The organism is Cryobacterium sp. TMT1-19 (assembly GCF_004403055.1).
In the GTDB taxonomy this organism is placed as follows: Bacteria; Actinomycetota; Actinomycetes; order Actinomycetales; family Microbacteriaceae; genus Cryobacterium; species Cryobacterium sandaracinum.
Genome location: NZ_SOHB01000029.1, coordinates 1 through 24,361 on the forward strand (window position 1 = coordinate 1; position 24,361 = coordinate 24,361).

Sequence of the window (24,361 nt, forward strand, 5' to 3'; positions counted from 1 at the left end):
GGCCGCGGCCGCGGTGCGCGCGGCATTGCCGGCGGCGGTGCCCGCGGTGGTGCCCGCCTTGCGTGCGCTGCGGGCATCCCCCGCCTGGCGCTTGGCGGAGGCCAGGTCGAGGCGCAGACTGCGCATCGCCGCGCTGACTCCCGACCGCACGTCGTCGGCCAGTCGCCTTACGGAGTCGGCGACCTCGGTCTCGAGGTCGTGCAGGTCACCCTGGCGGGCCTGGAGTTCGGCGCGGCCGGCGTCGGTGATCTCGTAGACGGTCTTGCGGCCATCCGTCGATTTGGTCACGAGTCCTTCCTCTTCAAGCTTGGCCAGGCGCGGGTAGATCGTGCCGGCGCTCGGGATGTACGTTCCGCCGAAGCGGTCGCTGAGCGCCTGGATCAGTTCGTAGCCGTGCCGCGGCTGATCGGCGAGCAGGCTGAGCAGGTAGAGGCGAAGGCTGCCGTGGGCGAAGACGGGGGTCATTCTCAGACCTCCCCGTTGGCGCGGGCGTCGCCCGGTTCGGTGTTTGTTCGTTCGCCGGCCGGGCCCGCGGACGCAGGCTCGGTGCTGCGACGCACCACCGTGATGTCGCCCGACACCGAGTTGGCCTGCAGCTCGAGCCAGCTGCCCTCGAGTGTGCCGGTGCTGGACTCGAAGCCCTTTCCGAAGGTGCCGCGAATCGTCTGGTCGTCCAGCTGCAGCGTGCCCGAGACGGTGTTCAGCCGGTAGCGCGTCGCCACATCGGCGCCGAGGCGCACGGTGAGGCTGCCGCTGATCGTGTTCGTGTTGATGGAATCGGGCGTGCCCTCGATGTCGAGGAACACCTCGCTGTTAACCCCGTCGAGACTGAAGCGACGGATGGCCCCGCTCGCCGTGCAATCGCCGGAGACCGTGTGGGCGATGATGCTGCCCTCGAGGCCGCGCACCGACAGCTCGCCGTTCACGGCGTTGAGCTCCAGGTCCCCGGTGACACCGTCAACCACGATGTCGCCCGACACAGTGCTCAGCCGGGCGCCGTTCGTAAGGCCCGAGATCAGGGCCTCGGCCGAGATCACGCCGAGCTTCAGGGCCACGGCGCGGGGGACCAGGATGCTGACGTCTGCCTTCGCGGTGCCGCGGAACGATGCGAAGACCTCGATGAAGTTGTCCCAGCGCAGCTGCGGGTGGTCGATCTCGAGGGTGTCGCCGTCGACCGAGATCTTGAGGTCCTTGCCGGTCACGCTGTGCACCTCGATGCGAGTGCCCGGCTCGTCGTGGCCGATCACGTCGATCTTGCCGCCGATCATGCCCACCTTGAGCGCCCGAACGACCTCGATGTCGATCACCGTGGTCTGCCCGGGGCTGACCAGCCATTTTTCCAAAGCCATGGAATTCTCCTTTTCGGGGGCGGCGTCCGCGCAACGGATGCTCACCACCTGTTCACGATATATCGCGTCTTGTTGAGATTCACGATATATCGCGAGTGGCGAGCGGACAAGCTTCGGCGGGAACTTTCAGCCGGGGTTCAGCTCTCGGTTCAGGCTCCGTACGGCGGTCAACTCTCCGGCTCGATGGTCAGGCCGAGGCGGGCGGCGCGCTCGGCCGATTCGATCGATTCGACCGGGGCGGCTCGCACGGTCAGCAGCGGGATCGGGGCTTTGTTGGCGATCTCCCGGGCCACGCTGCCAAGGAAACGCGAGCGGCGCTGCCGGTGGGAGCCGAGCGCGAAGAGGTCGTAGGCGCCGGAGCCCGCCCGGCGCAGGATCTGCTCGGCGGCGCCCCCGGTGGCCCGGGTGCTGAACGGGTGCACCGCAAGGTCGGCCAGCTGGCCGACGGCGGCGGACTGGATGCCGGCGGCGATGCGGTCGAGCCTGTCGGGGGAAACGTCGCGCGCGACGTCGTAGTCGAGCACCGTCAGCAGCGTCACGGTCTGCAGCCTCGCCCCAAGGAGCAGCACGACAGTGACGGCGGCGTGGTCCGCGGCCTCGGAGCCGTCGATGCAGACGAGCACCCGCACGTCTCCCTCGAGGGATTCCCCGGGAATCACGGCCGCCTCGGCCAATTCCTCCCGCTCGAGGTAGACGGCCAGGCCGGCCAGCGCGATGGCGAAAGGGCCGGCAGCCAGACCGAGAACCACCCAGATCGGGGCGTCGTGGCCGCGGCGGATCATCACGAACGCCGACGCAAGTCCCACCAGGACCCAGCCGACCGCCACCAGAAGCGGTGTCGCCCAGACGCCTTCTGCCCACATGCCCTCAGCATTGGCGGCCCGCGCCGAACTTGCAAGGGGGCGAGGTCCGGCGGCCGGGGCATCCGTCGACCGGCTCGCCGCCTGAGCTTCAGTACAGGAAGATCGGCAGCCAGTCGCGGGTGTGGGCGTGCACGATCACGAGGAAGACGACCGCGTCGAAGAGCAGGTGCACGATCACCACGTAGGTCAGTGATTTGGTGAGCGCGAAGGTGTAGCCCTGCAACAGCGCGAAGGGGAACGTCATCAGCGGCCCCCAGCTCTGGTAGCCCAGTTCCCACAGGAACGAGGTGAAGATCACGGCCTGCAGGAGATTGGCCTGCCAGTCGGGGAAATGACGCCTGAGCAGGGCGAACGCCGTGCAGATAAAGAAGAGTTCGTCCCAGATGCCGACGAAGCCGACGCCCACGAACAGGCGGGCGATCTCGTCGGGGGCGGTCACGGCCGGCCAGTTCTGGTAGGCGCCGGAACGGATGAAATAGGTCGGCAGAATCAGATAGCCCAGCAGCAGCACAAGCGGCAGGTACCAGCGTTCCAGGGAGGTCCAGCGCTGGCCGGTGCGGATCGGGAACCGGATCGCGTGGTCGCCGAACGCGTAGCGGGAGAGCAGGTAGGGCACGAGCACGGCGACGGTCAGCACGGTCCCCATCAGCGCCATATTCGGGTAGCTGATGTCAGCCTCGACCGAGATGGTGCTGATGATCAGCAGCCCGATCGCGATCAGGAGCAGATCCTTGAACAGGGCCCGGTCGATGGCGAAGGCGAGCCCGATGGCCGCGGCGAGTAGCGCGTAGCCGGGCAGCGGCTCGCGCACCCCGAACAGCAGCACGGCGGAGGCGGAGAGCAGCGCGGCGGGGACGAGTCCCCAGGAGGCGCGCGGGCGCATCCGTTCGCTCGACGTTGCCGGTCCGGCGCCGGTGCCGGCGCTCGTGCCGCCTGCGAGTGGGCTGCCCGTGCTCCCACTCGTGCCCGCTGCCCGTTTCGCTGACCCTGCCGCGCCATCGCCCATGAGATATGGTACCCAACTCGGGCGGGGAACGGCCGGTGCGTCTCGCCTCGCGACCGGGCATCGAGGCCCGGCGATGAACCAATTCGACGGAGATTTTGGGAGCAAGGAAGGTTTTCCAAGGTTTAAGGACCGATTCGGACGAAATCTCCGTCGTATTCGTTCGGGGGTGCGGGCGGAACGTGTCGCCGGCTGCCCGGTCGGCCGCCCGGCCGGCTGCCCGGTTGCGAGATCGGGTGAATCGTCGCCGTGCAGCCCTGAAACCGACGTTTCACCCGCTTTCGCGGTCTGCGGCGCCGCTAGGTTGAGGGTGTGAATTCAGAGAGCGAACCGGTGGGCGTGGTGCAGAGGCTCATCGGCATCGATTCCGTCAACTCCGACCTGGTGCCGGAGGCGGCAGGCGAACGGATGATCGCAGCTTGGTGCGCAGACTGGCTCACCGCGCGGGGGTTCGAGGTGCACCGCCTCGAGGAGCATCCTGGGCGGCCTACGATCGTCGGCATCCGGCGCGGCACCGGGGGAGGGCGCTCCCTGATGCTCAACGGGCACCTCGACACCGTCGGCGTCGGCGGTTACGCCGGGGATCCGTTCGGGGGCGAGCTCCGGGACGGGCGCGTCATCGGCCGGGGAGCCTTCGATATGAAGGGCGGCGTCGCGGCGATCCTGGTCGCGGCGGCGCGGGCGACGGGAGTCAGGGGAACCGGGGCCCATGCGGCCGGGCCGGCCGGGGCATCCGATCTCGCCGGAGACGTCATCGTCACCCTCGTGGCGGACGAGGAGTTCGGCAGCCTCGGCACCATGGAGGTGCTGCGCAGCTTCCGCGCCGACGCGGCGATCGTCGCCGAGCCGAGCGAGCTGTGCCTCACGCTCGCCCATCGCGGTTTCGCCTGGTTCGAGGTGGAGCTCACCGGGCTCGCCGCCCACGGATCCCAGCCGGAGCGCGGCATCGACGCCATCGTGCACGCCGGGCTGGTGCTGCGCGCCCTCGATGAGCTCCGGGCCGACATCGAGGCGGCGCCGGCGCATCCGCTGCTCGGCCACGGTACCGTGCGCGTGTCGACCATCGCCGGGGGTTCGGATGCCGCCACCGTCGCCGCCGCCTGCACGCTCACGATCGAGCGGCGCATGCTGCCCGGCCAGAGCCCCGACCGGGTCGAGGCCGAGCTCCGGGCGCTGCTGGAGCGGCTCGCCGACGTCGTCGTCGGGTTCCGCTTCCGGCTGACCCGGCTCGTGGCGCGTGCGGCGTTCGAGGCCGATCCGGAGTGGCCGATCGTGCGTCTGGTGACCGAACGGGCGACGGAGGTGCTCGGACGCCGGCCGGATGTCCGCGGCGAGCCGTTCTGGACCGACGCCGGGCTGCTGCACGAGGCCGGCATCCCCTGCCTCGTCGTGGGCGTGGACGGTGGCGGAGCGCACGCCGACGCGGAGTGGGCGGACGCGGCATCCGTCGACGCGCTCACCGAGATTCTTACCCGCACGATCGCCGATTTCTGCGGGTAGTCCGCGCGCCCGGCGATCCCGCCCGAACCCTGCCTCGGCCCCCATCACCGTCCCTGCCCCGCTGCACCCCGCCGGCCGGGGGGAGTCCATGTGGGCCTCATGGTTGTGCTGATTGTTGAACAATATGTAGGCTGGCTCGACATCAGTGACCGCCGGTGCTGACCTTCCGAGAAGTGAGCGCCCCATGGTTTTCAACGTCGTCCGCGCCAAGATTCGAGCGAAAACCGCAGGCGTGAAGAAGAAGCTGCGCGGCCCGCGCCGGGCGCAGCGCAGCGCGCTCCTCGGCGCCATGTTCCTGATGGCGACCAGCGCCGTCGGACCCGGCTTCATCGTGCAGACCACAAGCTTCACGGTGCAGCTCGGCGCAGCCTTCGCCTTCGCCATCCTGGTCTCGATCCTGGTCGACATCGCGGTGCAGCTGAACGTCTGGCGGGTGATCGGCGTCAGCGGTAAGCGAGCGCAGGAACTGGCCAACACCGTGCTGCCCGGCGCCGGCTGGTTCCTGGCCGCGCTGATCTGCCTCGGCGGGCTCGTGTTCAACATCGGCAACATCGCCGGTTCCGGCCTGGGTGTCAACGTGCTCTTCGGCTTGGACGCCAAGCTCGGCGGCATCCTCTCGGCGGCCGTCGCGATCGTGATCTTCCTCAGCAAACGGGCCGGGCTCGCGCTGGACAAGGTCGTCGTCGTACTCGGGGCCGTGATGATCGTGCTGATCGCCTACGTGGCGATCGTGTCGAATCCGCCCCTCGGCCTCGCGGTCAAGAACACGGTGCTGCCCGACGACATCGACGTCCTCATCATCACCACCCTGATCGGCGGCACGATCGGCGGCTACATCACCTACGCCGGCGCGCACCGGATGATTGACGGCGGCGTAACCGGACGGGCCCACATCACCGAGATCACCCGCAGTTCGGTGCTGGGCATCATCATCACCGGCGTGATCCGGGTGCTCCTGTTCCTCGCCATCCTCGGCGTGGTCGCCGGGGGCGTGGACCTGACCAGCGACAATCAGCCCGCGGAGGCCTTCCAGGCCGCGGCCGGCGAGATCGGGTTCAAACTTTTCGGCATCGTGCTCTGGGCCGCGGCCATCACCTCGGTGATCGGGGCGGCGTACACCTCGATCTCGTTCGTGACCACTTCACAGACCTCGCCCCGCACCCGCAGCATCGCCACCGTCGTCTTCATCGCCGTGTCAACGTTGGTCTACACGCTGCTCGGCCAGGCCCCGGCCACGCTTCTGATCATGGCCGGCGCGGTCAACGGGCTGATCCTCCCGTTCGGTTTCGCTGTCATCCTCTGGGTGGCCTGGCGCCGCCGCGACCTGCTCGGCGGCTACGTCTACCCGAAGTGGCTGCTGGGCATCGGCGTGCTGGCCTGGCTGCTGACGCTGTTCCTCGGCTATCAGTCCCTCGGCGGACTCGCGATGCTTTGGGGCTGACGGATGTCCCCGACCCCCACCCTGCACGGCCCGCCGCGCGCCCCCGCTCCGACGGCCCCCGAAGACCCCTTGAGACTCCCGAAGGCCCCCGAAGATCTCCGAAGATCTCCGAAGACCTCTTGAGACTCCCGAAAGCCCCCGAAGACCTCCGTTTCCCGCTGCTGTCCGCCGACCCGGCGCCCCCTTTCTCCGTCGCCGACATCCACCCCGCTGCCTGCTTGATCGCCCGCCTCTGTGGCTAACTCAGGAGTTTTGTTTGCGTGGTCACCGGCTGGTGCTGGCCGCCGCACTGGTCCGCGGCTGCGGTGCGCAGCCCGGCGGGATCTCCTGAGTTAGCCACAAACCAGCGCAGCGCGGAGGAACAGCGCGGAGGCGCAGCGGAGGAACAGCGCGGACGCGCAGCACAGCCGCACGCAGGCAGCTGAGGGGAGCGGGGCCGGGCAGCCGTGCCGGATACCGCCGGCTAGCGGACGGACTCGGCCACGATCGACAGCAGCTGGGCCTCGGCGCGCTGCAGGTAGCCGGTGAGCAGGGCCGCGGCATCCGTCGACCGGCCGGCCGCCAGCAGCTCGACGATGCGGGCGTTGTCGTCGACGTAGGGCGCGTGGAAGGTGGCCTCCTCGCCCATCGAATGGAAGACCAGGCGCATCTCGGCGAGCACCTGCGCCATCAGCAAATCGAGGCGGTCGCTGCCGGCCAGGGCCACGACGCCGGCGTGGAACTCCTGGTTGGCACCGGCCATGCCCGGGACCGATCCGGCCTCGCGGGCCTTCCGCGCGCTCGCGACGGCCTGGCGCAGTTCGTCCAGCCTCGCCGGGGTGAGCTCCTCGGCCGGTGTGAATGCCAGGGCACCCGGCTCGAGGTAGCGCCGCACCCGGTAGATCTCCCGAATGTCGTCTGCGTTGGGCCGGGCGACGAAGACGCCCTTGTTCGGGACGCGGGTGACCACCCGTTCGGCGCTGAGCGTCGCGAAGGCCTCGCGGAGCGTGTTGCGCGAGACGCCGAGCGCGTCGCAGAGCGGCTCCTCGGGGAGCTTCGTGCCGGGCGGCAGGTGGCCGGCCGCGATCCGCTCGCGTAGCACCCCCGACACCCACTGGCCGGTCTCGGCGTGACGCGCCGACGCGGTGCGGTGACGCAGGTCGGCGAGGGTCTCGGCGAGGGTCATGGTGCCCACGATACCGCCCGGTCGGAGCGGCGGCCCGAGGACGGGCGGGGTGTTCCGGCGGTTCCGGCGGGCAGCCGGAACCGGACGACGGATACGCTCAGTCCCCGATCGAGGCGACCGCGCTGTCCACCGCCACCGTGTCGCCGGGCTGAACCAGCTGGTCCCGCAGGGTTCCGCTGCGGTGCGCCACCACGATCGACTCCATCTTCATGGCCTCGAGTACGAGCACCGGGTCGCCTACGGCCACGAGCGCACCGGATGGGGCCATCCACTTCACGACCGAGCCGCCCATGCTGGCCCGGAGGGTGTCCGGGTCTGCGGCGGGGGCCGAGTGGCCCCCGGTGGGAAGGCCGTCGGCAGCGGTGACAGCGGCCGCACCGCTTCCCGCACCGTTCCCCGTACCGCCCGCACCGCTTCCCGCACCGTTCCCCGTACCGGCCGCACCGGCCGCGCCGCCCAGCCCGCGAAGGAGACTGTCGAGCAGGGCGGCAGGCAGGCCGAGCGCCATCCGTCGCCCGTCGACCTCGATGCTGATGGTGTGGCGGGCGGCCTCCGGCGGCACGGGATTGAACTGGGGGTCGCTGGGCAGTTCTTCGGCGAAGTCGGCCTGGATCCAGCCGGTGTGCACGCCGAGGTGGTCGGGCGCGGTGAATGCCGTCGAAGTGACCACGGCACGGTGGAACGGCAGAACGGTGGGCAGGCCGGTGATCTCGAACTCGGCAAGGGCTCGGCGGGCGCGGCGCAGGGCCTGCTGCCGGTCGGCGCCGGTGACGATCAGCTTGGCGAGCAGGGAGTCGAACCGGTCCGGTACGATGCCGCCTGCCCTGACCCCGGAATCGACCCGGATGCCCGGCCCGGTCGGCACGGTAAAGGTCGCCACGGTCCCGGGGCACGGCAGGAACCCGCGCCCCACGTCTTCGGCGTTGATGCGGAACTCGAACGAGTGCCCGCGCGGTTCGGGGTCGGTGAAGATGGGAACGGGCCCGCCGGATGCGATCTGCAGCTGCGCCAGTACCAGGTCGATGCCGCTGGTCTCCTCGGTGATCGGATGCTCGACCTGCAGCCGGGTGTTCACCTCGAGGAACGTGATGGTGCCGTCCTGCGCGAGCAGGTACTCCACGGTGCCCGCGCCGGTGTAGCCGGCGGCCCGGCAGATGGCCTTGGCCGAGGAATAGATCTGGTTTTTCTGCTCAGGGGTGAGGAACGGCGCGGGCGCCTCTTCGACGAGCTTCTGGTTGCGGCGCTGCAGCGAGCAGTCGCGGGTGCCCACGACGATCACGTTGCCGTGGGTGTCGGCGAGGATCTGCGCCTCCACGTGGCGGGGCTTGTGCAGGAACCTCTCGACGAAGCACTCGCCGCGGCCGAAGGCGGCCGTCGACTCGCGCACGGCCGAATCGAAGGACTCCTCGATCGCATCCATGTCCCAGACGACCTTGAGGCCGCGGCCGCCGCCGCCGAACGCCGCCTTGATGGCCACCGGCAGGCCGTGCTCCATGGCGAAGGCGCGCACCTCGGCGGCGGTCTCCACGGTGCCCTCGGACCCGGCGACCAGGGGAGCTCCCACCCGGATGGCGATCTCACGGGCGGAGACTTTGTTGCCCAGCACCCGGATCGCGGCGGGCGTCGGACCGATCCAGAGCAGTCCCGCGTCGATCACGGCCTGAGCAAAGTCGGCGTTCTCCGAGAGGAAGCCGTAGCCCGGGTGCACGGCGTCGGCGCCGGAGTCCTGGGCGATGCGCAGCAGCTTGGCCACGTTGAGGTAGCTGTCGGTCGGGCTGTCGCCGCCGAGTGCCCAGGCCTCCGTGGCGGCCGAGACGTGCATGCCGTCGGCGTCGACGTCCGCGTAGACGGCCACGGAGTCGAGGCCGGCGTCGTCGCAGGCGCGAGCGATGCGCACGGCGATCTCGCCGCGGTTGGCGATCAGAACTTTCTGCATGGTTCAGCTCTCATTCGGGGCGTGTGTTCGGGGGGTGTTTGGGGCACGCGCGGGGGCTGCGCCGCTCAGCGCGTGGCGTGCCGGCAGCGCAGCGGCGCAGCACCCGCGTAGCGCGTGAGGGTGGGCATCAGGGGGAGGCGGGGACGGGCTCGGCTGGAAGGGGCTCGGCAGGCACGGGCGTGAAACGGATGCGCGCACCCGTCGGCAGCTGCGCCGCGAGGTCGAGGTCCTCGGCGAGCACGACGCCGATCACGGGGTAGCCGCCGGTGACCGGGTGGTCCGCGAGGAACAAAACCGGCAGGCCCGACGGCGGCACCTGGATGGCCCCGCGGGCCGTACCCTCGCTGGCCAGCTCGCCCGGGCGCGACCGGGCGAGCGGCTCACCGGCCAGCCGCAGGCCGATCCGGTTCGACTGATGGGTGACGGTCCACTCCGCGTCGCTGAACCGGTCGACGGATGCCGGCTCGAACCAGTCCGCGCGGGGTCCCGGCACGAAGCGCAGCACGGTGACCTCGGCCGGGGCCGGCGGCGGGGTCTCGGGGTGGTGCACGGCGCTGCCGGGGGCGGGCGGCAGCATCCGGAGCACGGTGCCCGAGGTCAGCGGGGCCGGACCGATGCCGCTGAGGGTGTCGGTGGACCGGCTGCCGAGCACCGGGTCCACGTCGATTCCGCCGCGGAAGGCCAGGTAGCTGCGCACGCCCGAGCGGGGGGCTCCGAGCGACAGGGTCTGCCCGGCGAGGAGGGAGACGGCGGAATCCATCGGCAGCTCGCGGTGGCGGCCGACGGCGTCCGTCACCGTGAGCGGCAGAACGGCACCGGTGACGGCGAGCACCTGGTCTGCCAGCGCGGTCAGGGACAGGCCGCCGAGGGCGTTCTCGAGCACGGCGGCCGTGGCCGGATTTCCAACGACCCGGTTGGCGCGCCGCAGGGCGCCACGGTCGAGTGCGCCGGACGCGGTCACGCCCTGGTCGGCGTAGCCGGGGCGGCCGAGGTCCTGCACGGTCGTCTGCGCGCCGGGGGAGAGCACGCGGATGCCGGTGGCGGGGGTGGGGGCCGCGGTTGCCGCGACATCGGGAGTGGCCGCCGCTGCCGGAGTCCCAACCGCGACTGCGGTCTCCGGTACGAGGACCCCCGCGGCGGCGACCTGCTCGCGCACCGCGCGGAACCGCACCCGGTCACCCGGGCGGATCAGGGCCGGCTGCGAACGCTTCAGGTCCCAGAGCCGGGCGTCCGTGCGGCCGAGCAGCTGCCAGCCGCCGGGGGAGGCGCGGGGGTAGACGGCGGAGTAGTCGCCGGCCACGGCCACGGAGCCGGTGGACACCGAGCTGCGCGGCGAACTGCGCCGGGGCACGGTCAGCACGGCGCTCGCGCCGGTGAGGTAGAGGAAGCCGGGGGCGAAGCCGCCGAACGCGGCGGTCCAGTCCTGGCCGGTGTGCGCGGCGATGACGCCCTCGATGCTGAGGCCGGTGTGCGCGGCGACGTCGGCGAGGTCTTCCCCGTCGTAGACGGTGTCGATCTGCACGAGCGCGGCGTTTGCGGGGGCGGCCGGCAGCACCTGCAGCTGCCGCAGTGCGTCGGCGAATCCCCGTGCGGCGGAGGCGGAGACGCCGGTGATCAGCACGGTTTCCGCGGCGGCGAGCACGTCGAGCTGCCCGGGCAACGGATGCCGCTGCAGGTGTGCCTGCAGGTCGAGCACGTCGGTCAGGGTGGGCAGTCCGACCAGCACGGCGCGGTCGCCGACGGCTCGGATGATGCGAACGGGACCGGACACGGGGCTAGACGAAGCTTCGGATCGGGATGCCGGCATCCTGCAGCGCGGAGCGCACCGCACCGGCCAGCGCGACCGCGCCGGGGGTGTCGCCGTGCAGGCAGATGCTCTCGGCCGTCACCGTGAGGAGGCTGCCGTCGACCGTGCGCACCTGGCGGTCGCCGGCCAGGCGGAGCGCCTGCTCGGTGACAGCGTCGGGGTGCAGCAGCACGGCGCCGGGCCGGGACCGCGAGACCAAGGAGCCGTCGAAGTTGTAGGCGCGGTCGGCGAAGGCCTCCACGACCGTGCGCAGTCCGGCCCGGTCGGCGAGGCGCTGGATCTCGGAATCGGGCAGCACCATCACGGGCAGGCTCGGGTCGACGGCGCGGATCGCGTCGACGACGGCCTGCGCCTGCACCTCGTCGTGCGCGATGGTGTTGTAGAGGGCGCCGTGCGGTTTGACGTAGCTGACCCGGGTTCCGGCGACCGCGGCCAGGGCCTGCAGCGCGCCGATCTGGTAGATCACCTCGTCGGTGAGGTGGCCGGGCTCCATGTCTATGAACCGGCGGCCGAAGCCGGCCAGGTCCCGGTAGCCCGGGTGCGCGCCGACCGTCACGCCGGCTGCGGCGGCGGCCGTGCAGGTGGCGCGGATCGTGCTCGGATCCCCGGCGTGGAAGGCGCAGGCCACGTTCACGCTGGAGACGGAGGAGATGATCGCGGCGTCGTCGCCGAAGGACCAGTTGCCGAAGGATTCCCCGACATCACTGTTTAGATCGACGCTGTCTGAATCGATGCTGGACATCCGGGTCTCCGTCCGTGGAAGTTTGGTTAAGGATGCACCACTTCCGCAGATTGTTCAACAATGTATTGGCGGGTGGAAGCCCGATTCAGCGCCGGAGTCAGTTCGCGGGGCTGTCGATCGAGGGCTCGGAGGGCAGCACGGAACCCTCGAGGGTCTCCTCGAGCCGGGCGTCGTCGTTCTGGGGCAGGGTGATCGCGAAGAACGGGATCGTCCAGTGGCAGAGCGGGCCGACGAGCACGGCGAAGAGCACCGTGCCGATGCCCACGTTGCCGCCGAGCGCCCAGCCGATGCTGAGCACGGTCACCTCGATGCCCGTGCGCACGATCCAGATGCGCCAGCCGGTGCGCTGGTGCAGGCCCGTCATCAGCCCGTCGCGCGGGCCGGGGCCGAAATGCGCGCCGATATAGAGGCCGGTGGCGATCGCCAGCACCAGAAGCCCGGCCGCGAACAGCAGGATGCGCACCCACAAATCCTGCCCCGTCGGGATCAGCCAGAGGCCGACATCCGCCGCCGGCCCGACGAGCAGGGCGTTCAGCACGGTGCCCACGCCCGGCTTCTGGCGCAGTGGGATCCAGAGCAGCAGCACGACGCCGCTGATCAGGATGGTGACCAACCCAAAACCGAGGCCGGTGCGGCCGGAGATGCCCTGGGTGAGTACGTCCCACGGGGCCACGCCGATCTCGCCGCGCACAATCAGCGCGATCCCCAAGCCGTAGAGGAAGAGGCCGATGAGGAGCTGGGCGAGGCGACGGGTCATGGAAGTCCATCCAATTGCACTATCGGCCCGTTATCAAGTTGCCAGGCCGACCCGGCCCGGCGTCGCGGATGCCGCCTTCCGCGCCGCCGGCGACCTGTCGGGCCGGTCGCTCGTGCGCGGACCGTGTCTAGTCGTCGAGAACGAAGGTGACTTCGATCACGACGTCGTACGAGGTGATCTCGCCGTCTGTCACCTCCACCTTCTGTTCCTTGACCCAGGCGCCGGAGACCCCGCGCAGGGTCTTGCTCGCCCGGGCGATGCCGACGGCGACGGCATCCTCGAAGGATCTGTCGGACCGGATGCTGAGTGTTGTTACGCGTGCCACAGACATAATTGCTCCTTGTCGTTCGGGTTGATGGTGCGTCTTGCGGCCGAGGGTACGCCCCTCCGCCTGCCTCGGCCCGACGGATGCCCCGGGCAGGGAAGTCTGCACACCCTGCAATGAGATACTGAACGGGTGCATTTTCTCGCTGTCTTGAGCATGAAGAACCGGGCGCTGATCGCGCTGATCACCATCGTCGTCGCCGTTTTCGGCAGCCTCGCCCTGACCAGCCTCAAGCAGGAGCTGATCCCTTCCCTGCAGCTGCCGCAACTGGTGGTCTCGACGAGCTACCCGGGCGCCTCGCCCGAGGTCGTCAACGACGACGTGTCGACGCCGATCGAGACGGCGATCCAGGGCATCCCCGGGCTCGAATCCACCTCGACGACCAGCAGCACCAACGCGTCGCTGGTCAGCGCCACGTTCACCTACGGCACCGACCTGGTCAAGGCCGAATCGCGCATCAGCCAGGCCATCAACCGCATCAAGTCGACCATGCCTGAGAACCTCGACCCGCAGGTGCTCTCCGGCAGCATCGACGACTTCCCGGTGCTCTCCCTCGCCGTGTCCGGCGGCGACCGCGACACCCTCGCCGACGACCTCAAGCGCAGCGTACTCGGCGACATCCGTGATGTGCAGGGCGTGCGCGAGGCAGCCCTGGTCGGCGACGTCGGCCGCCGCGTGACCATCACGCCGGATGCCGCGAAGCTGGCCGAACGCGGCCTGACCAGCCAGGGCATCCGCAGTGCGTTGGAGCAGAACGGGTCGCTGATCCCGGCCGGTTCGCTGACCGAAGACGACACCACCCTCTCGGTGCAGACCGGCTCGAAGCTCGGCGAGGCCGAGGACATCGCGGCGCTTCCGATCCTCGCCCCGGTGCCCGGCGCGGGCCTGACCACCATCGGCGACGTCGCCAACGTCGCCCTCGCCGAGAACCCGGTCGCGAGCATCTCCCGTGTCGACGGCCAGCCGGCCCTGACCATCGCGGTCACCAAGGTGCCCGCAGCGAACACGGTCGACGTGTCCGAGGCCGTGCGCGCGATCCTGCCCCGGCTGGAGGCGGCGGTCCCCGGCGCGACCTTCACGGTCGTCTTCGACCAGGCGCCGTTCATCCAGGAATCGATCGACGCGCTCACCGAAGAGGGCCTGCTCGGACTGATCTTCGCCGTTCTCGTGATCCTCGTGTTCCTGCTCTCGGTGCGGGCGACCCTGGTCACGGCCATCTCGATCCCGACCTCGGTGCTGATCACCTTCATCGGTCTGCAGGGCGTGGGCTATTCGCTGAACATCCTCACCCTCGGCGCCCTCACCATCGCGATCGGGCGCGTCGTAGACGACTCCATCGTGGTGATCGAGAACATCACCCGCAACCTGGTCGAGGGCGCCGACCGCGCCGCGACCATCGTGCGCGCGGTGCGCGAGGTGGCCGGGGCGATCACGGCATCCACCATCACCACCGTCACCGTGTTCCTGCCGATCGCGTTCGTCGGCGGCTCGACCGGGGAACTGTTCCGGCCGTTCGCGCTGACCGTCTCGATCGCCCTGCTCGCGTCGCTGCTGGTGTCTCTGACCATCGTGCCCGTGCTCGCATACTGGTTCCTGCGGCCGGCCAGGGCGGTCGCGCCCGCCCCGGTGGTTGAGCTCGTCGAAACCCCCCTGGCCCTTACTGCGGAGGTCTCGACAGGCTCGCCGATCTCGACAGGCTCGCCCACCGTCAGCGTCGAGCCCACCACCTCGCGCCGCACCCGCCACAACGGCAGCGCGGACGCCCCGCCCGAGGAGCGCCCGAGCCGCCTTCAGACCGGCTACCTCCCGGTCATCCGCTGGACCCTGAACCACGCCGTCGCGACACTCCTGGTCGCGGTGCTCGTTCTGGGCGGCACGGTGGCCCTGGTTCCCTATATGAAGATCAACTTCCTCGGCTCGACCGGGCAGACCACCTTCCAAGTCACCCAGACACTGCCGGTGGGCACCAGCCTCGCAGCTCAGGACGACGCCTCCACGGTCGCCGAGAAGTCCCTTCGCGGCACCGACGGCGTCGAAATCGTGCAGGTCTCCATCGGTGGCGGCAACGCCCTGGCCGCATTCGGCGGCGGCGTGTCGTCAAACACCGTGACCTACTCGATCACCACCGACGGGGAGGCCAACCCCGACGAGGTTCAGGATGTCGTGCGAGACCAGCTCACGGCCCTGAACGGAAGCGGAGAATTCTCGGTCTCGTCCGGCGGAGGGTTCGGCGGGACATCCGATATCGCCGTGGATGTGACCGCGGCCACGAACGCCGACCTGCAGAGGGCCACCGACGCGGTGCTCGCCTCCGTGGAGGACCTCGACGCGATCAAGGAGAGCTCAAGCAATCTGGCGGCCTCACGCCCCTACATCGCGGTGACCGTCGACCGGGATGCCGCGGGTGCCGTGGGCCTGAGCGAGCTCGCCCTGGGCGCGCTGGTGTCGCAGGCCATGCAGCCGAGCGTGATCGGATCCATCGTGATCGACGAGACGACCCTGTCGGTCTACCTGCAGTCCGAGGCGCCGCCGACGACGACGGCCGAGCTCGCGGCCCTGAGTATCCCGACCCTGGCCGGACCGGTTGCCCTGGACACCCTGGCCACGGTCGAGCAGGTCGAGGGTCCGTCCACCCTCACCACGACGAAGGGGCTGCGCACGGCGACCGTGTCCGCCACCCCCAGCATCGACGACCTGGGTGCGGCCAACGCGCAGATGACGGCAGCCCTGGCCGACACCGCTTTGCCGGAGGGCGCGACGGCGACGCTCGGCGGGGTCACCGCCGACCAGACCGAGGCGTTCGCGCAGCTCGGGCTCGCGCTGCTGATCGCCATCCTGATCGTCTATATCGTGATGGTGGCGACCTTCCGGTCGCTGCTGCAGCCACTGCTGCTGCTGGTGTCGGTGCCGTTCGCGGCGACCGGCGCGATCGCCCTGCAGGTGATCACCGGCATCCCGCTGGGTGTGCCCTCGCTGATCGGCGTGCTGATGCTGATCGGCATCGTCGTGACCAACGCCATCGTGCTGATCGACCTGGTCAACCAGTACCGGCGTCGCGGGCAGTCGGTGCGGGAGGCGCTGGTCAACGGTGCTTCCCGTCGTCTGCGCCCGATCCTGATGACCGCGCTCGCCACGATATTCGCGCTGCTGCCGATGGCGGTCGGCCTCACCGGAACGGGCGGCTTCATCTCGCAGCCGCTGGCCCTCGTTGTCATCGGCGGGCTGGTCTCCTCGACCGTGCTGACCCTGGTGGTGCTGCCCGTGCTGTACTTCCTGGTCGAGGGCGGCCGGGAGCGCCGGGCCGAGCGGCGCGAGCGGCGCGCATCCGCCGGCGCCATCTCCGACGTGTCCCGTGCCTGACTTCTGCACAGTGTGAGCCGCGCGGCGAATGGCCGCATGTTTCCGCGCATCCGCCGGGGTTATGCACGCAACGCTGCGGCTAACTCAGGAAAACCGGTGTCGGCTGCAGCCCCTGCCCCCGGAATCAGGCAACGGATGCCGCGGCCTGGCCCGGATCTCCTGAGTTGGCCACCGTGCGGCCGAAGCCGGCCCGGCTCTAGAAGCTGACCGGGGCCGGGGCCAGCGGGCCGGTGCGCACGAGCACGGTGCTGTCGTCGTCACAGCCCTCGATCGGGTTCGGCGTGGCCACCCGGCTCGCGGTGTCCCAGCCGGGCAGCGTCACGTCGAGGGCGCCGACCGGCACGAGGGGACAGCCGTACGCGCCGGCTTGGCCGAGGTGCAGCAGGCTGTACGCGGATGTCCCGGGCGCCAACGCGAGGACCGCCACCGGGTACCAGCGTCCCGGCTCGGTGTCGGAAACGGACCCGACCGGCACATTCGGGGCCGCGCCGACCAGAGTCGTCACCGGGTAGCCCTCGACCGTGCACGCCGCCGGGCCGGTGTTCGTGAGGCGCAGGTCCCAGTAGAAGTTGCCCATGCCGCTGTCCTGAGGCCGCGACTGCAGCGACAGCGCCAGTTGGTTCGGACCGCAGGTGCCGGCGGAGGCCGAATCGGCGGGAGCGGGCGTCGAGGACTGCGTGGATGGGGAGGTCGGGGTCGAAGTTGCCGTCGGGGTCGAAGTTGCCGTCGGGGTCGAACCGGGCGGCGAGACACCGCCGGTCGGGGGGGAACCCGGCCCCGCGCATCCGGCCAGCACCAACGCCGCCGCGCACCCCAGTCCAACTGCCATTGACCACCCTCGACCCCGCATCACCGTCATAGCCCCAGTTTCACACTGCCTGGGCGTTGTCGCCCAGGGACACGGGCGCGGGCCAAAGATGTGAAACATCCCCCGCGAAGCTGACCTAGACTCATTCCCAAAAAAAGGGGGGGTCCGATGACCACGCAATTTCCGAAGTTCCTGAACGCACGCTACCGGGTTGAGGACCTGATCGGCCGCGGCGGAATGGCCTCGGTCTACCGGGCCACCGACGAGCGTCTGGGTCGGGACGTGGCGATCAAGATCTCGAACTTCGCGCCACCGACGTGCCCAATATTCAGCGCCAGCAAGCCGAGATCAACGTGCTGGCAAGCCTGAACCACCACAGCATTGTCACCCTGTTCGACGTCGGTGTGGACCGGACCGAGGCGGACCACCCGCAGATCTTCCTTGTGATGGAGCTCGTGGACGGCGTCAACCTGCGTCAGCGACTCGACCGGGATCCGATGTCGACGCGGCACATCGCCCAGATCGGTTACGACCTGGCGGAGGGGCTCGACTACATCCACGGGCGCGGCATCATCCACCGTGATATCAAACCGGCGAATATCCTCCTCGCGGAATACAGCTCGGATTCCCGAGCGCGCGCGGCTGACCGATTTCGGCATCGCCCTGTTCCCGGACAGCGCGCGGGTGACCACCCAGGGGATGACGACGGGCACGGCCACCTATCTCAGTCCCGAGCAGGCCCGGGGAGAGAACCTCGGCCCGGCGAGAGACATCTATGCGTTGGGGCTCGTGCTCCTGGAATGCTTCACCGGTGAGACGGCGTTCCCCGGGGAGCCGATCCCGTCGGCCCTGGCCAGACTCCAGCGCGACCCTGCCATCCCGGAGGAGCTCGCCCCGGAGTGGCGGCACCTTCTGTCGACCATGATGCCCCGCAAGCCGGGGCAGCGCCCGCCGACCGCGGAGGTGGTGCTCGCTCTGCACCAGGCTGTTATCGCGGAAACCGGCCGCCATCGTAGTGCCGTGGATCACCACCTCGTCAGCGACGAATCCGTACGGCTGCACGAGGTCGCGCGCCTCGACATTCTCGACACTCCCGCCGACGGCGCCTTCGACCGGATTGCCGCGCTCGCCCCCCCCCCGGTTGTACGATATGCCGATCGCGATCGTCAGTATCGTCGACACCGACCGTATCTGGATCAAATCGCATCACGGCCTCGACCTCGAGGAGATCCCCCGCGATCCGGGCCTNTCCCCCGCGATCCGGGCCTCTGTGCCTCGGCCATCATGTCCGAGGGACCCTGGGTGGTAGAGGATGCCCGCACCGACCCGCGCTCGCTCGCAAACCCACTCGTGGCCGAGGAATTCGGCCTGCAGTTTTATGCCGGAGTACCCCTGACGACCCGGAACGGTTACAACCTCGGCACCCTGTGCGTTATCGACTTCCGACCGCGCGCCATCACCGCGCCCGAGCTCCGCACCCTCACCGACCTTGCCGCTCTGGTGATGAGCGAACTCGAACTGCGGCTGGAAAGCCGGCGCGCCGCTCTCTCCTGAAGGGAAGCGGCCCCGTGGAGTGATCAGGCGGTGTGGCCAGGCGCAGTGGTTACGCGGAGTCCTCGCTCAGCCGGCACCGACCTCGATGACGCTGACGCGCAGCCCGTCGAGAGCGGCGACCCGCAACTGGTAGTCCCCGGCCGAGACGGTGTCGCCCACCTGGGGCATGCGTCCGAGCCGGTACGTCACGAAGCCGGCCGCGGTCTCGTAGGGGCCGTCCTCGAGTTCGACTCCTGTGGCATCCGTGAAGTCTTCGATATTCAGGCCGCCATCCGCCAGCCGGGCCTGGCCGTTCTCGTCGGAGTGTCCCTCGGGCACAGGCAGGTCGTACTCGTCGTGGATCTCACCCACGAGCTCCTCAACGAGATCCTCGAGAGTCACGATACCGTCGGTGCCGCCGTATTCGTCGACGACGATCGCGATGTGCACGCCGGCACGGCGCAGCTGGGTCATGGCCGGCAGGATGCGATTGGTACCGGGAAGGAAGACGATGGCCCGCACCACCTCGGCTACGGTCGTCGCGCCGGGGTGGGCGTCGGGGTCCAGGAGATCGCGCACGTGTACGAAGCCCAGCACCTCGTCGATTGAGCGGCCGATCACCGGGTAGCGCGAGTGCGGCAGCGACCGGATCTCCTCCAGGGCGGCGGGGATCGTCTGCGTGCCGACCAGGAAGTCGACGTCTCCGCGATGGCGCATCACCTCCTTGACCAGCCGGTTGGTGGCGTCGAGCACTTCACTCAGGATGTGCCGTTCCTCGACCTCGAGGCCCTCGTGTGCGTCGACGAGGTCGCGCAACTCCTCATCAGACACGAGCTCGCTCCGGGCGTGCGGGTCTCCGCCCAGGAGCCGCACAACGGCGTTCGTCGAGACGGACAGCAGCCAGATCACGGGGCGCATCAGGGTCGCGAAGACCTGGAGCGGCGGCGCGAGCGCGAGCGCGAAGCTGCTGGCCTTCTGCAGCGCGAATCGCTTCGGCACGAGTTCCCCCAACACCAGGGAGAGGTAGGCGACGAGGAGCGTCAGACCGACCAGGGCAAGCGTGTCCGCGGCCCCTTTCGACAGCCCGAGTCCCACCAGCAGCGGGGCGAGGTCGGGCGCCAGCGTGGAGGCACCGTAGGCGGCGGACAGGAACCCGGCGACGGTGACGCCGATCTGCACGGCCGCCAGAAACCGGTTCGGGTCCCGGGCCAGGTGGGCGACCGTTTTGCCACGGGTGCTTTCGCGTTCCAGCGCGTGCAGCTGGCTCTCGCGCAGGGACACCAACGCCAATTCGGTCGCTGCGAACACGCCGCCGATGAGCACGAACAGCAGCACGAGCGCCAGGTTGAGCCAGGTATAAACGTCCATGCCGGTCATTATAAAGCCGTTCGGGGACGCCACCCGGGCCGCGCCGCTGCTTCGGCTCCTCCGGCGTGTGGCTAACTCAGGAGATCCGGCGAGTCGGCTGCTCATCGGGTCGCGGTGCCGCGGAATTGCAGAGGGCGCGGTGACGAAGCCGGCGATTCTCCTGAGTTGGCCACGGGCGGGCGGGCTCCTGCCCGGCCGGCGACCTGCCTGGACGTCGGCTGGCTGTCCGGCGACGGAGTGTCCTGGCCCGGGAGGTGGTCTTCGGTGCCTCGCGTGCATAACTCCCGCGATTTCTCGAGACCGGCGCCGGACATGCGCGGACATCCGCGGAATTCCGAGGGGGGGTCGATGAGTGATTGTGCAATGTGCAGGAGTCATGCACGACGGGGCGGGGTGGGTTGGAGGGGGACGGCGCGGGAGAGGGGACAGTGAGGGCGCGAGGCGGGAATCCCTCGGTCAGGCCGGGAGCGGTGATGGGCCGCGGCGGCCGGCCCGCACACCCTGCCGCCAGACCGCCCAGGTCAGCGGCACGCCGGGGCGGTAGGCGAGATGAGCGACGGATGGCGCGTCAAGCACCTGCAGGTCGGCCCGCCCGCCCACGCGCAGGACTCCGACCGCGTCCGTTCCCGTGTCGCGGCCGAGAGCCCGGGCTCCGCCGCGGGTCGCCGCCCACACCGCCTCCTCGATCGTCAGACCCATTTGCAGCACCGCGGTGGCCACGCAGAACGCCATCGACGTCGTGTAGGAGCTGCCCGGATTGCAGTTGGTGGCCAGGGCGATGCTCGCGCCGGCGTCGAGCAGCCGCCGGGCCGGCGGGAACGGCTGCCGCGTGGAGAGGTCGCAGGCCGGCAGTAGGGTGGCCACGGTGGCTGAGGCGGCAAGGGCGTCGAGGTCCGCCGGCTTGAGGTGGTTGCAGTGGTCGACGCTCGCCGCGCCGAGCTCCACCGCGAGGCGCACCCCGCCGCTGAATCCCAGCTGGTTGCCGTGCAGACGCAGGCCGAGGCCGGCGGCGCGGCCGGCCAGCAGCACCTCCCGGCTCTCCGCCACATCGAACGCCCCGACCTCGCAGAACACGTCGACGAACTGTGCGTGCGGAGCCACCAGGGCGAGCATCGGCCCGGTGACCAGGTCCAGGTAGTCGCGCCGGTCGATGCCCGGCGGCACGATATGCGCGCCGAGGAATGTGACGACATCGGCGACGGATGCCGCCACCCTAGCCGACCGCGCCTCGCTCGCCAGGTCGAGGCCGTAGCCGGTCTTGCTCTCGAGGAACGTGGTGCCCTGCGCCTCCGCCTCTCGCCGCAGCCGGGCCGCCGCGGCCGTGAGCTGCGCCTCGGTTGCGGCGCGAGTGGCAGCCACGGTGGTCAGGATTCCCCCCGCCGCGTAGGGCTGCCCGCCCATCCGGGCCTCGAATTCCGCGGCCCGGTCGCCCGCGAACACCAGGTGGGTGTGGCTGTCGACCCAGCCGGGCAGAGCGGCCCGGCCGCCGGCATCCGTGCGGACATCGGCCGCCGGTGCCGCGGACGCCGGGCCGATCCACGCGATGCGGCCGCCCTCGATCACGAGGGCGGCGTCGGCGAGGCGCGGGGCGCCGTCCGCCTGCGTGGTCAGTTCCCGGATACCGGTGATCAGCTCGGTCGGTTCGGGGGTCATGGTCGTTCTCCTGACGCGAGGGCGGCGGTGCCGTCGAGCGCGGCGAGGGCGTCGCGCAGCAGGATCTCGGGTCGCAGCTCGGGTCGCAGCCCGGGTTGCAGCGTGCTCGACGGGCGCCCGCCAGGCCCGCCCGCGCCACCCACCAGCACCCCGGAGTCGGCGACGACGCGTCCGCCCACGATCACCCGGCGCACGTCGGCGGCCGTCGCGGTCAGCGGCAGCTGCTCCGGCAACGATCCGGCTGTGCGGATGCTGTCGCTCGCCACCTCCACGAGGTCGCACAGGTCACCGGGGATGAGGCGCTGCCGCCCGAGTCCGAGCGCGGCATAGCCGTGGTCCGAAGCGGCCACGAGCAGTTCGGCGGGCGTGAACCGGCCGCGCCGGCCCGATGCCAGGCGCTCGCCGGCCTCCAGGCCGCGCATCTCGAGCAGCGGGTCGATGACGGCGTTCTGGTCCGAGCCGAGGGCTATCCGCGCGCCGGCCCGCTGCAACGCCAGGGCCGGCCCGATCCCGTCGCCGAGGTCGGCTTCCGTGGTCGGGCACATCACAACCGAGGCCCCGGATGTCCCGATCAGCGCCACATCCTCGTCGGTGAGGTGCGTGGCGTGCACGACGCTCAGCCGCGGAGCGAGCGCCCCGATCCCGGCCAGCACCTCGGTTGGGGTCCGGCCGTAGGCGGCCCGGCAGTCCGCGTTCTCCTGAGGCTGCTCCGACAGGTGGATGTGCAGTGGAACGGCATCGGGCAGCCCGGCGAGCGCCTCCCGGATCGCGGTCGGGGACACCGCCCGCACCGAATGGATCGCCGCGCCCAGGGTGACGCGGGCATCCGTGTCGGCCTGGATGTCGGCCTGGCTGTCAGCCGGGGAGCCGTCGCCGTCATCGGCCGTGGCAGCACGGCCGAGCGCCGCGCGCAGCGAGTGCCACCGGGCCAGCCAGACAGCCGCCGATCCGTCGCCGAAGGCGCGCTGAGCGGGGGTGAGGGGCATCCCGATCCCGCCGTCGAGGTAGAGCGTGTCGAGCAGCACCAGACGGATGCCCACCTCCCGTGCCGCGGCCGCCAACGCCAGTTCCATGGCGTGTTCGGCGGGGTAGCGGGAGCCGCCCGGCCGGTGATGCAGATAGTGGAACTCGCCGACTGCCGTGAAACCGGAGGCCAGCATCTCGGCGAACACCGCCCGTGCCAGCAGGAAGTACCGCTTGGGGTCGAGGCCGGCGGCCACCTGGTACATGGCCTCCCGCCACTGCCAGAAGTCGCCGCCGGCGTCGTGGGTGCGGCCCCGCAACGCCCGGTGGAAGGCGTGCGAGTGCGCGTTGGCCAGCCCCGGCAGCACGGTGCCGAGCCGCACGTCGTCGGGCCGCGGCTCGGAGCGCGGTGTGACGGCCTGAAGGCGCCCGTCCGTGCCCACCTCCAGCCGCACGCCGGGCAGGGCAGCCCCGTCGACCAGCGCCAGCTCGCACCAGTAGGCGGCCACCGGTGTCCTCGACTGTCCAGCCCCAGCCCCAGCCCCGACCCCGCGCGCGCTCACAGCAGGCTCCGCAGCAGGGTCTCCAGGGCGTCGATCCCGGCGACGCAGTCGCCCACCTCGGCGAATTCCTCGGGGGAGTGCGAGACGCCGTTGGGATTGCGCACGAAGAGCATGGCGCTCGGCACGCTCGCTGCGAGCACGCCTGCATCGTGCCCGGCGCCCGTCGGCAGGGCCGGAACGAGGGGGTCACCGCCGAGCACCGACCGGAATCGTCCCACGAGCTCGGGGTCGAACGTCACCGTTCCGGTCCAGGACTCCTCGGTGACGGCCACGGAGCATCCGTTCACCTGGGCGGCCTCGCCGACGGCCGCCTCGATTGCGGCGACCAGGTCGCGGGTCTCGGCGTCGGTGGGCGCGCGGGCGTCGAGCCAGGCGTGCACGGATGACGCGATCACGTTGGTCCCGCCCGGCACCACCTCCAGGCGGCCGACCGTGGCGCGCGCGCCGGGGTGGCCCCCGGCGGCATCCTGCACGGCGACGATCGCGCGGGCAGCGGCCACGAGCGGGTCGCGGCGGTCTTCCATCGGGGTGGCGCCGGCGTGGTTGCCCTGGCCGGTCACGGTGAGGCGCCAGCGCCCGTGCGCGAGGATCGACGACGCCACCGCCACGGGCCGGCCGAGGTCGACCAGGCCGCGGCCCTGCTCCACGTGCAGCTCGATGAAGAGGCCGATTCGGGCCAGGGCGTCCCGGTCGGCGCCGAGGTGCGCAGGGTCGAGCCCGGCGCGGCGGGCAGCCTGGGCCAGGGTGATCCCGTCGGCGTCGATGAGCGCGCGGGCCCGGTCGGCGTCGATGCCGCCGGTCAGCAGCCGGGAGCCCAGGCAGGCGATCCCGAATCGAGAGCCCTCCTCCTCGGCGCAGACGAGCACAGCGCAGGGGCGGGACGGCGTGAACCCGGATGCCCGCAGCCGCGCCACGGCCTCGAGCGCACTGACCACGCCGAGGGGGCCGTCGTAGGCGCCGCCGCCGGGAACGGAATCCAGGTGGCTGCCCGTGACCACGGCATCCGGCCCCGGCTCTCCCCACCAGGCCCAGAGGTTGCCGTTACGGTCGGTCTCGACGCTGAGCCCGAGGCGCTCGGCGCGCAGGGCGAACCAGGTCCGCAGCTCGAGGTCGGCACCCTGCCAGAGGTGCCGGGAATAGCCGCCGCGGCGGGAGTCCCGCCCGGTGTCGGCGATCTCGGCGAGTCCGGCGAGCATTCCGTGGGCGATCTCGCTCATGCGCACAC

The 24,361-nt window shown here is 70.6% G+C and carries 20 protein-coding genes and 1 pseudogene; 6 read left to right on the forward strand and 15 right to left on the reverse strand.

The features are described 5' to 3' along the window. The 4 genes from E3T40_RS07860 to E3T40_RS07875 all read right to left on the reverse strand — a co-directional run. On the reverse strand, positions 1-465 hold a 465-nt coding region (locus tag E3T40_RS07860; RefSeq protein WP_134543074.1), incomplete at its 3' end, for a PadR family transcriptional regulator. Between the two features lie 2 nt (positions 466-467). Further along, the gene (locus tag E3T40_RS07865) at positions 468-1,349 is read right to left on the reverse strand and encodes a hypothetical protein (protein WP_233193954.1); all 882 of its coding nucleotides are present in this window, start codon (positions 1,347-1,349) and stop codon (positions 468-470) included. Between the two features lie 167 nt (positions 1,350-1,516). After that, positions 1,517-2,212, reverse strand: coding sequence for a universal stress protein (locus tag E3T40_RS07870; protein WP_134543075.1), 696 nt, complete (start codon positions 2,210-2,212; stop codon positions 1,517-1,519). A gap of 88 nt (positions 2,213-2,300) precedes the next feature. Next, a complete protein-coding gene (locus E3T40_RS07875) occupies positions 2,301-3,095 on the reverse strand; it encodes a CPBP family intramembrane glutamic endopeptidase (protein ID WP_134543103.1) in 795 nt (264 codons plus the stop codon). A 432-nt stretch (positions 3,096-3,527) separates the two neighbouring features. Here E3T40_RS07875 and E3T40_RS07880 point away from each other — a divergent pair, with 432 nt between their 5' ends. Together E3T40_RS07880 and E3T40_RS07885 are read left to right on the forward strand one after the other, a co-directional pair. Then, a complete protein-coding gene (locus E3T40_RS07880; RefSeq protein WP_134543076.1) occupies positions 3,528-4,715 on the forward strand; it encodes a M20/M25/M40 family metallo-hydrolase in 1,188 nt (395 codons plus the stop codon). Positions 4,716-4,899: 184 nt separating this feature from the next. Beyond that, positions 4,900-6,156, forward strand: a complete 1,257-nt coding sequence (locus tag E3T40_RS07885) for an NRAMP family divalent metal transporter (RefSeq protein ID WP_241981711.1) — start codon at positions 4,900-4,902, stop codon at positions 6,154-6,156. 463 nt (positions 6,157-6,619) lie between these two features. On the opposite strand, the gene E3T40_RS07890 is transcribed toward E3T40_RS07885, so the two are convergent. The 6 genes from E3T40_RS07890 to E3T40_RS07915 all read right to left on the reverse strand — a co-directional run bounded on the left by E3T40_RS07890 (position 6,620) and on the right by E3T40_RS07915 (position 12,894). After that, the gene (locus E3T40_RS07890; protein ID WP_104193953.1) at positions 6,620-7,321 is read right to left on the reverse strand and encodes a GntR family transcriptional regulator; all 702 of its coding nucleotides are present in this window, start codon (positions 7,319-7,321) and stop codon (positions 6,620-6,622) included. 97 nt (positions 7,322-7,418) lie between these two features. Next, on the reverse strand, positions 7,419-9,257 hold the full coding sequence (locus tag E3T40_RS07895) for a biotin carboxylase N-terminal domain-containing protein (protein ID WP_134543077.1): 1,839 nt from the start codon (positions 9,255-9,257) through the stop codon (positions 7,419-7,421). Between the two features lie 127 nt (positions 9,258-9,384). Further along, positions 9,385-11,028, reverse strand: coding sequence for a 5-oxoprolinase/urea amidolyase family protein (locus E3T40_RS07900; RefSeq protein WP_370287897.1), 1,644 nt, complete (start codon positions 11,026-11,028; stop codon positions 9,385-9,387). Between the two features lie 4 nt (positions 11,029-11,032). Continuing rightward, positions 11,033-11,806 carry a LamB/YcsF family protein gene (locus E3T40_RS07905; RefSeq protein ID WP_134543079.1) on the reverse strand — a complete coding sequence of 258 codons (774 nt, stop codon included), beginning with the start codon at positions 11,804-11,806 and terminating at the stop codon, positions 11,033-11,035. Positions 11,807-11,903: 97 nt separating this feature from the next. Continuing rightward, a complete protein-coding gene (locus E3T40_RS07910; RefSeq protein ID WP_198411957.1) occupies positions 11,904-12,563 on the reverse strand; it encodes a YitT family protein in 660 nt (219 codons plus the stop codon). Positions 12,564-12,690: 127 nt separating this feature from the next. Then, positions 12,691-12,894: a dodecin family protein gene (locus E3T40_RS07915; RefSeq protein ID WP_104102676.1), complete on the reverse strand. Its 204-nt coding sequence runs from the start codon at positions 12,892-12,894 to the stop codon at positions 12,691-12,693. Positions 12,895-13,020: 126 nt separating this feature from the next. Here E3T40_RS07915 and E3T40_RS07920 point away from each other — a divergent pair, with 126 nt between their 5' ends. Beyond that, complete coding sequence (locus tag E3T40_RS07920) at positions 13,021-16,248, forward strand: efflux RND transporter permease subunit (protein WP_134543080.1); 3,228 nt, start codon at positions 13,021-13,023, stop codon at positions 16,246-16,248. Positions 16,249-16,444: 196 nt separating this feature from the next. On the opposite strand, the gene E3T40_RS17315 is transcribed toward E3T40_RS07920, so the two are convergent. Then, positions 16,445-17,176, reverse strand: a complete 732-nt coding sequence (locus E3T40_RS17315) for a DUF4232 domain-containing protein (RefSeq protein ID WP_134543081.1) — start codon at positions 17,174-17,176, stop codon at positions 16,445-16,447. 48 nt (positions 17,177-17,224) lie between these two features. Here E3T40_RS17315 and E3T40_RS17005 point away from each other — a divergent pair, with 48 nt between their 5' ends. The 3 genes and pseudogenes from E3T40_RS17005 (at position 17,225) to E3T40_RS17015 (ending at position 18,610) form a co-directional block, all read left to right on the forward strand. Continuing rightward, positions 17,225-17,425, forward strand: a complete 201-nt coding sequence (locus E3T40_RS17005) for a hypothetical protein (protein WP_134543082.1) — start codon at positions 17,225-17,227, stop codon at positions 17,423-17,425. Beyond that, positions 17,410-17,610, forward strand: a pseudogene (locus tag E3T40_RS17320) (protein kinase); the annotation flags it as partial. The gene E3T40_RS17005 and the pseudogene E3T40_RS17320, both read left to right, overlap by 16 nt. A gap of 130 nt (positions 17,611-17,740) precedes the next feature. Continuing rightward, positions 17,741-18,610, forward strand: coding sequence for a GAF domain-containing protein (locus E3T40_RS17015; protein ID WP_255453811.1), 870 nt, complete (start codon positions 17,741-17,743; stop codon positions 18,608-18,610). 66 nt (positions 18,611-18,676) lie between these two features. Here E3T40_RS17015 and E3T40_RS07945 read toward each other — a convergent pair whose 3' ends face one another. The 4 genes from E3T40_RS07945 to E3T40_RS07960 form a co-directional block, all read right to left on the reverse strand. After that, entirely contained in the window at positions 18,677-19,957 is a 1,281-nt protein-coding gene (locus E3T40_RS07945; protein ID WP_104169487.1) for a hemolysin family protein, read from the reverse strand. A 456-nt stretch (positions 19,958-20,413) separates the two neighbouring features. After that, positions 20,414-21,610, reverse strand: a complete 1,197-nt coding sequence (gene hutI / locus E3T40_RS07950) for an imidazolonepropionase (protein WP_134543084.1) — start codon at positions 21,608-21,610, stop codon at positions 20,414-20,416. After that, entirely contained in the window at positions 21,607-23,082 is a 1,476-nt protein-coding gene (locus E3T40_RS07955) for an amidohydrolase family protein (RefSeq protein WP_134543085.1), read from the reverse strand. Before E3T40_RS07955 ends, hutI begins: the two co-directional genes overlap by 4 nt. Positions 23,083-23,132: 50 nt before the next feature. Continuing rightward, on the reverse strand, positions 23,133-24,353 hold the full coding sequence (locus tag E3T40_RS07960; RefSeq protein WP_198411958.1) for an allantoate amidohydrolase: 1,221 nt from the start codon (positions 24,351-24,353) through the stop codon (positions 23,133-23,135). Between the last annotated feature and the right edge of the window lie 8 nt (positions 24,354-24,361).

Excerpts from the sequence above, each read along its gene's own strand:
- E3T40_RS07865 (WP_233193954.1), bottom strand. The coding sequence starts at position 1,349 with ATGGCTTTGGAAAAATGGCTGGTCAGCCCCGGGCAGACCACGGTGATC.
- E3T40_RS07870 (WP_134543075.1), bottom strand. The coding sequence starts at position 2,212 with ATGTGGGCAGAAGGCGTCTGGGCGACACCGCTTCTGGTGGCGGTCGGC.
- E3T40_RS07875 (WP_134543103.1), bottom strand. The coding sequence starts at position 3,095 with ATGCGCCCGCGCGCCTCCTGGGGACTCGTCCCCGCCGCGCTGCTCTCC.
- E3T40_RS07885 (WP_241981711.1), top strand. The coding sequence starts at position 4,900 with ATGGTTTTCAACGTCGTCCGCGCCAAGATTCGAGCGAAAACCGCAGGC.
- E3T40_RS07890 (WP_104193953.1), bottom strand. The coding sequence starts at position 7,321 with ATGACCCTCGCCGAGACCCTCGCCGACCTGCGTCACCGCACCGCGTCG.
- E3T40_RS07895 (WP_134543077.1), bottom strand. The coding sequence starts at position 9,257 with ATGCAGAAAGTTCTGATCGCCAACCGCGGCGAGATCGCCGTGCGCATC.
- E3T40_RS07905 (WP_134543079.1), bottom strand. The coding sequence starts at position 11,806 with ATGTCCAGCATCGATTCAGACAGCGTCGATCTAAACAGTGATGTCGGG.
- E3T40_RS07910 (WP_198411957.1), bottom strand. The coding sequence starts at position 12,563 with ATGACCCGTCGCCTCGCCCAGCTCCTCATCGGCCTCTTCCTCTACGGC.
- E3T40_RS07915 (WP_104102676.1), bottom strand. The coding sequence starts at position 12,894 with ATGTCTGTGGCACGCGTAACAACACTCAGCATCCGGTCCGACAGATCC.
- E3T40_RS17315 (WP_134543081.1), bottom strand. The coding sequence starts at position 17,176 with ATGTTTCACATCTTTGGCCCGCGCCCGTGTCCCTGGGCGACAACGCCC.
- E3T40_RS17005 (WP_134543082.1), top strand. The coding sequence starts at position 17,225 with ATGACCACGCAATTTCCGAAGTTCCTGAACGCACGCTACCGGGTTGAG.
- E3T40_RS07945 (WP_104169487.1), bottom strand. The coding sequence starts at position 19,957 with ATGGACGTTTATACCTGGCTCAACCTGGCGCTCGTGCTGCTGTTCGTG.
- hutI (WP_134543084.1), bottom strand. The coding sequence starts at position 21,610 with ATGACCCCCGAACCGACCGAGCTGATCACCGGTATCCGGGAACTGACC.
- E3T40_RS07960 (WP_198411958.1), bottom strand. The coding sequence starts at position 24,353 with ATGAGCGAGATCGCCCACGGAATGCTCGCCGGACTCGCCGAGATCGCC.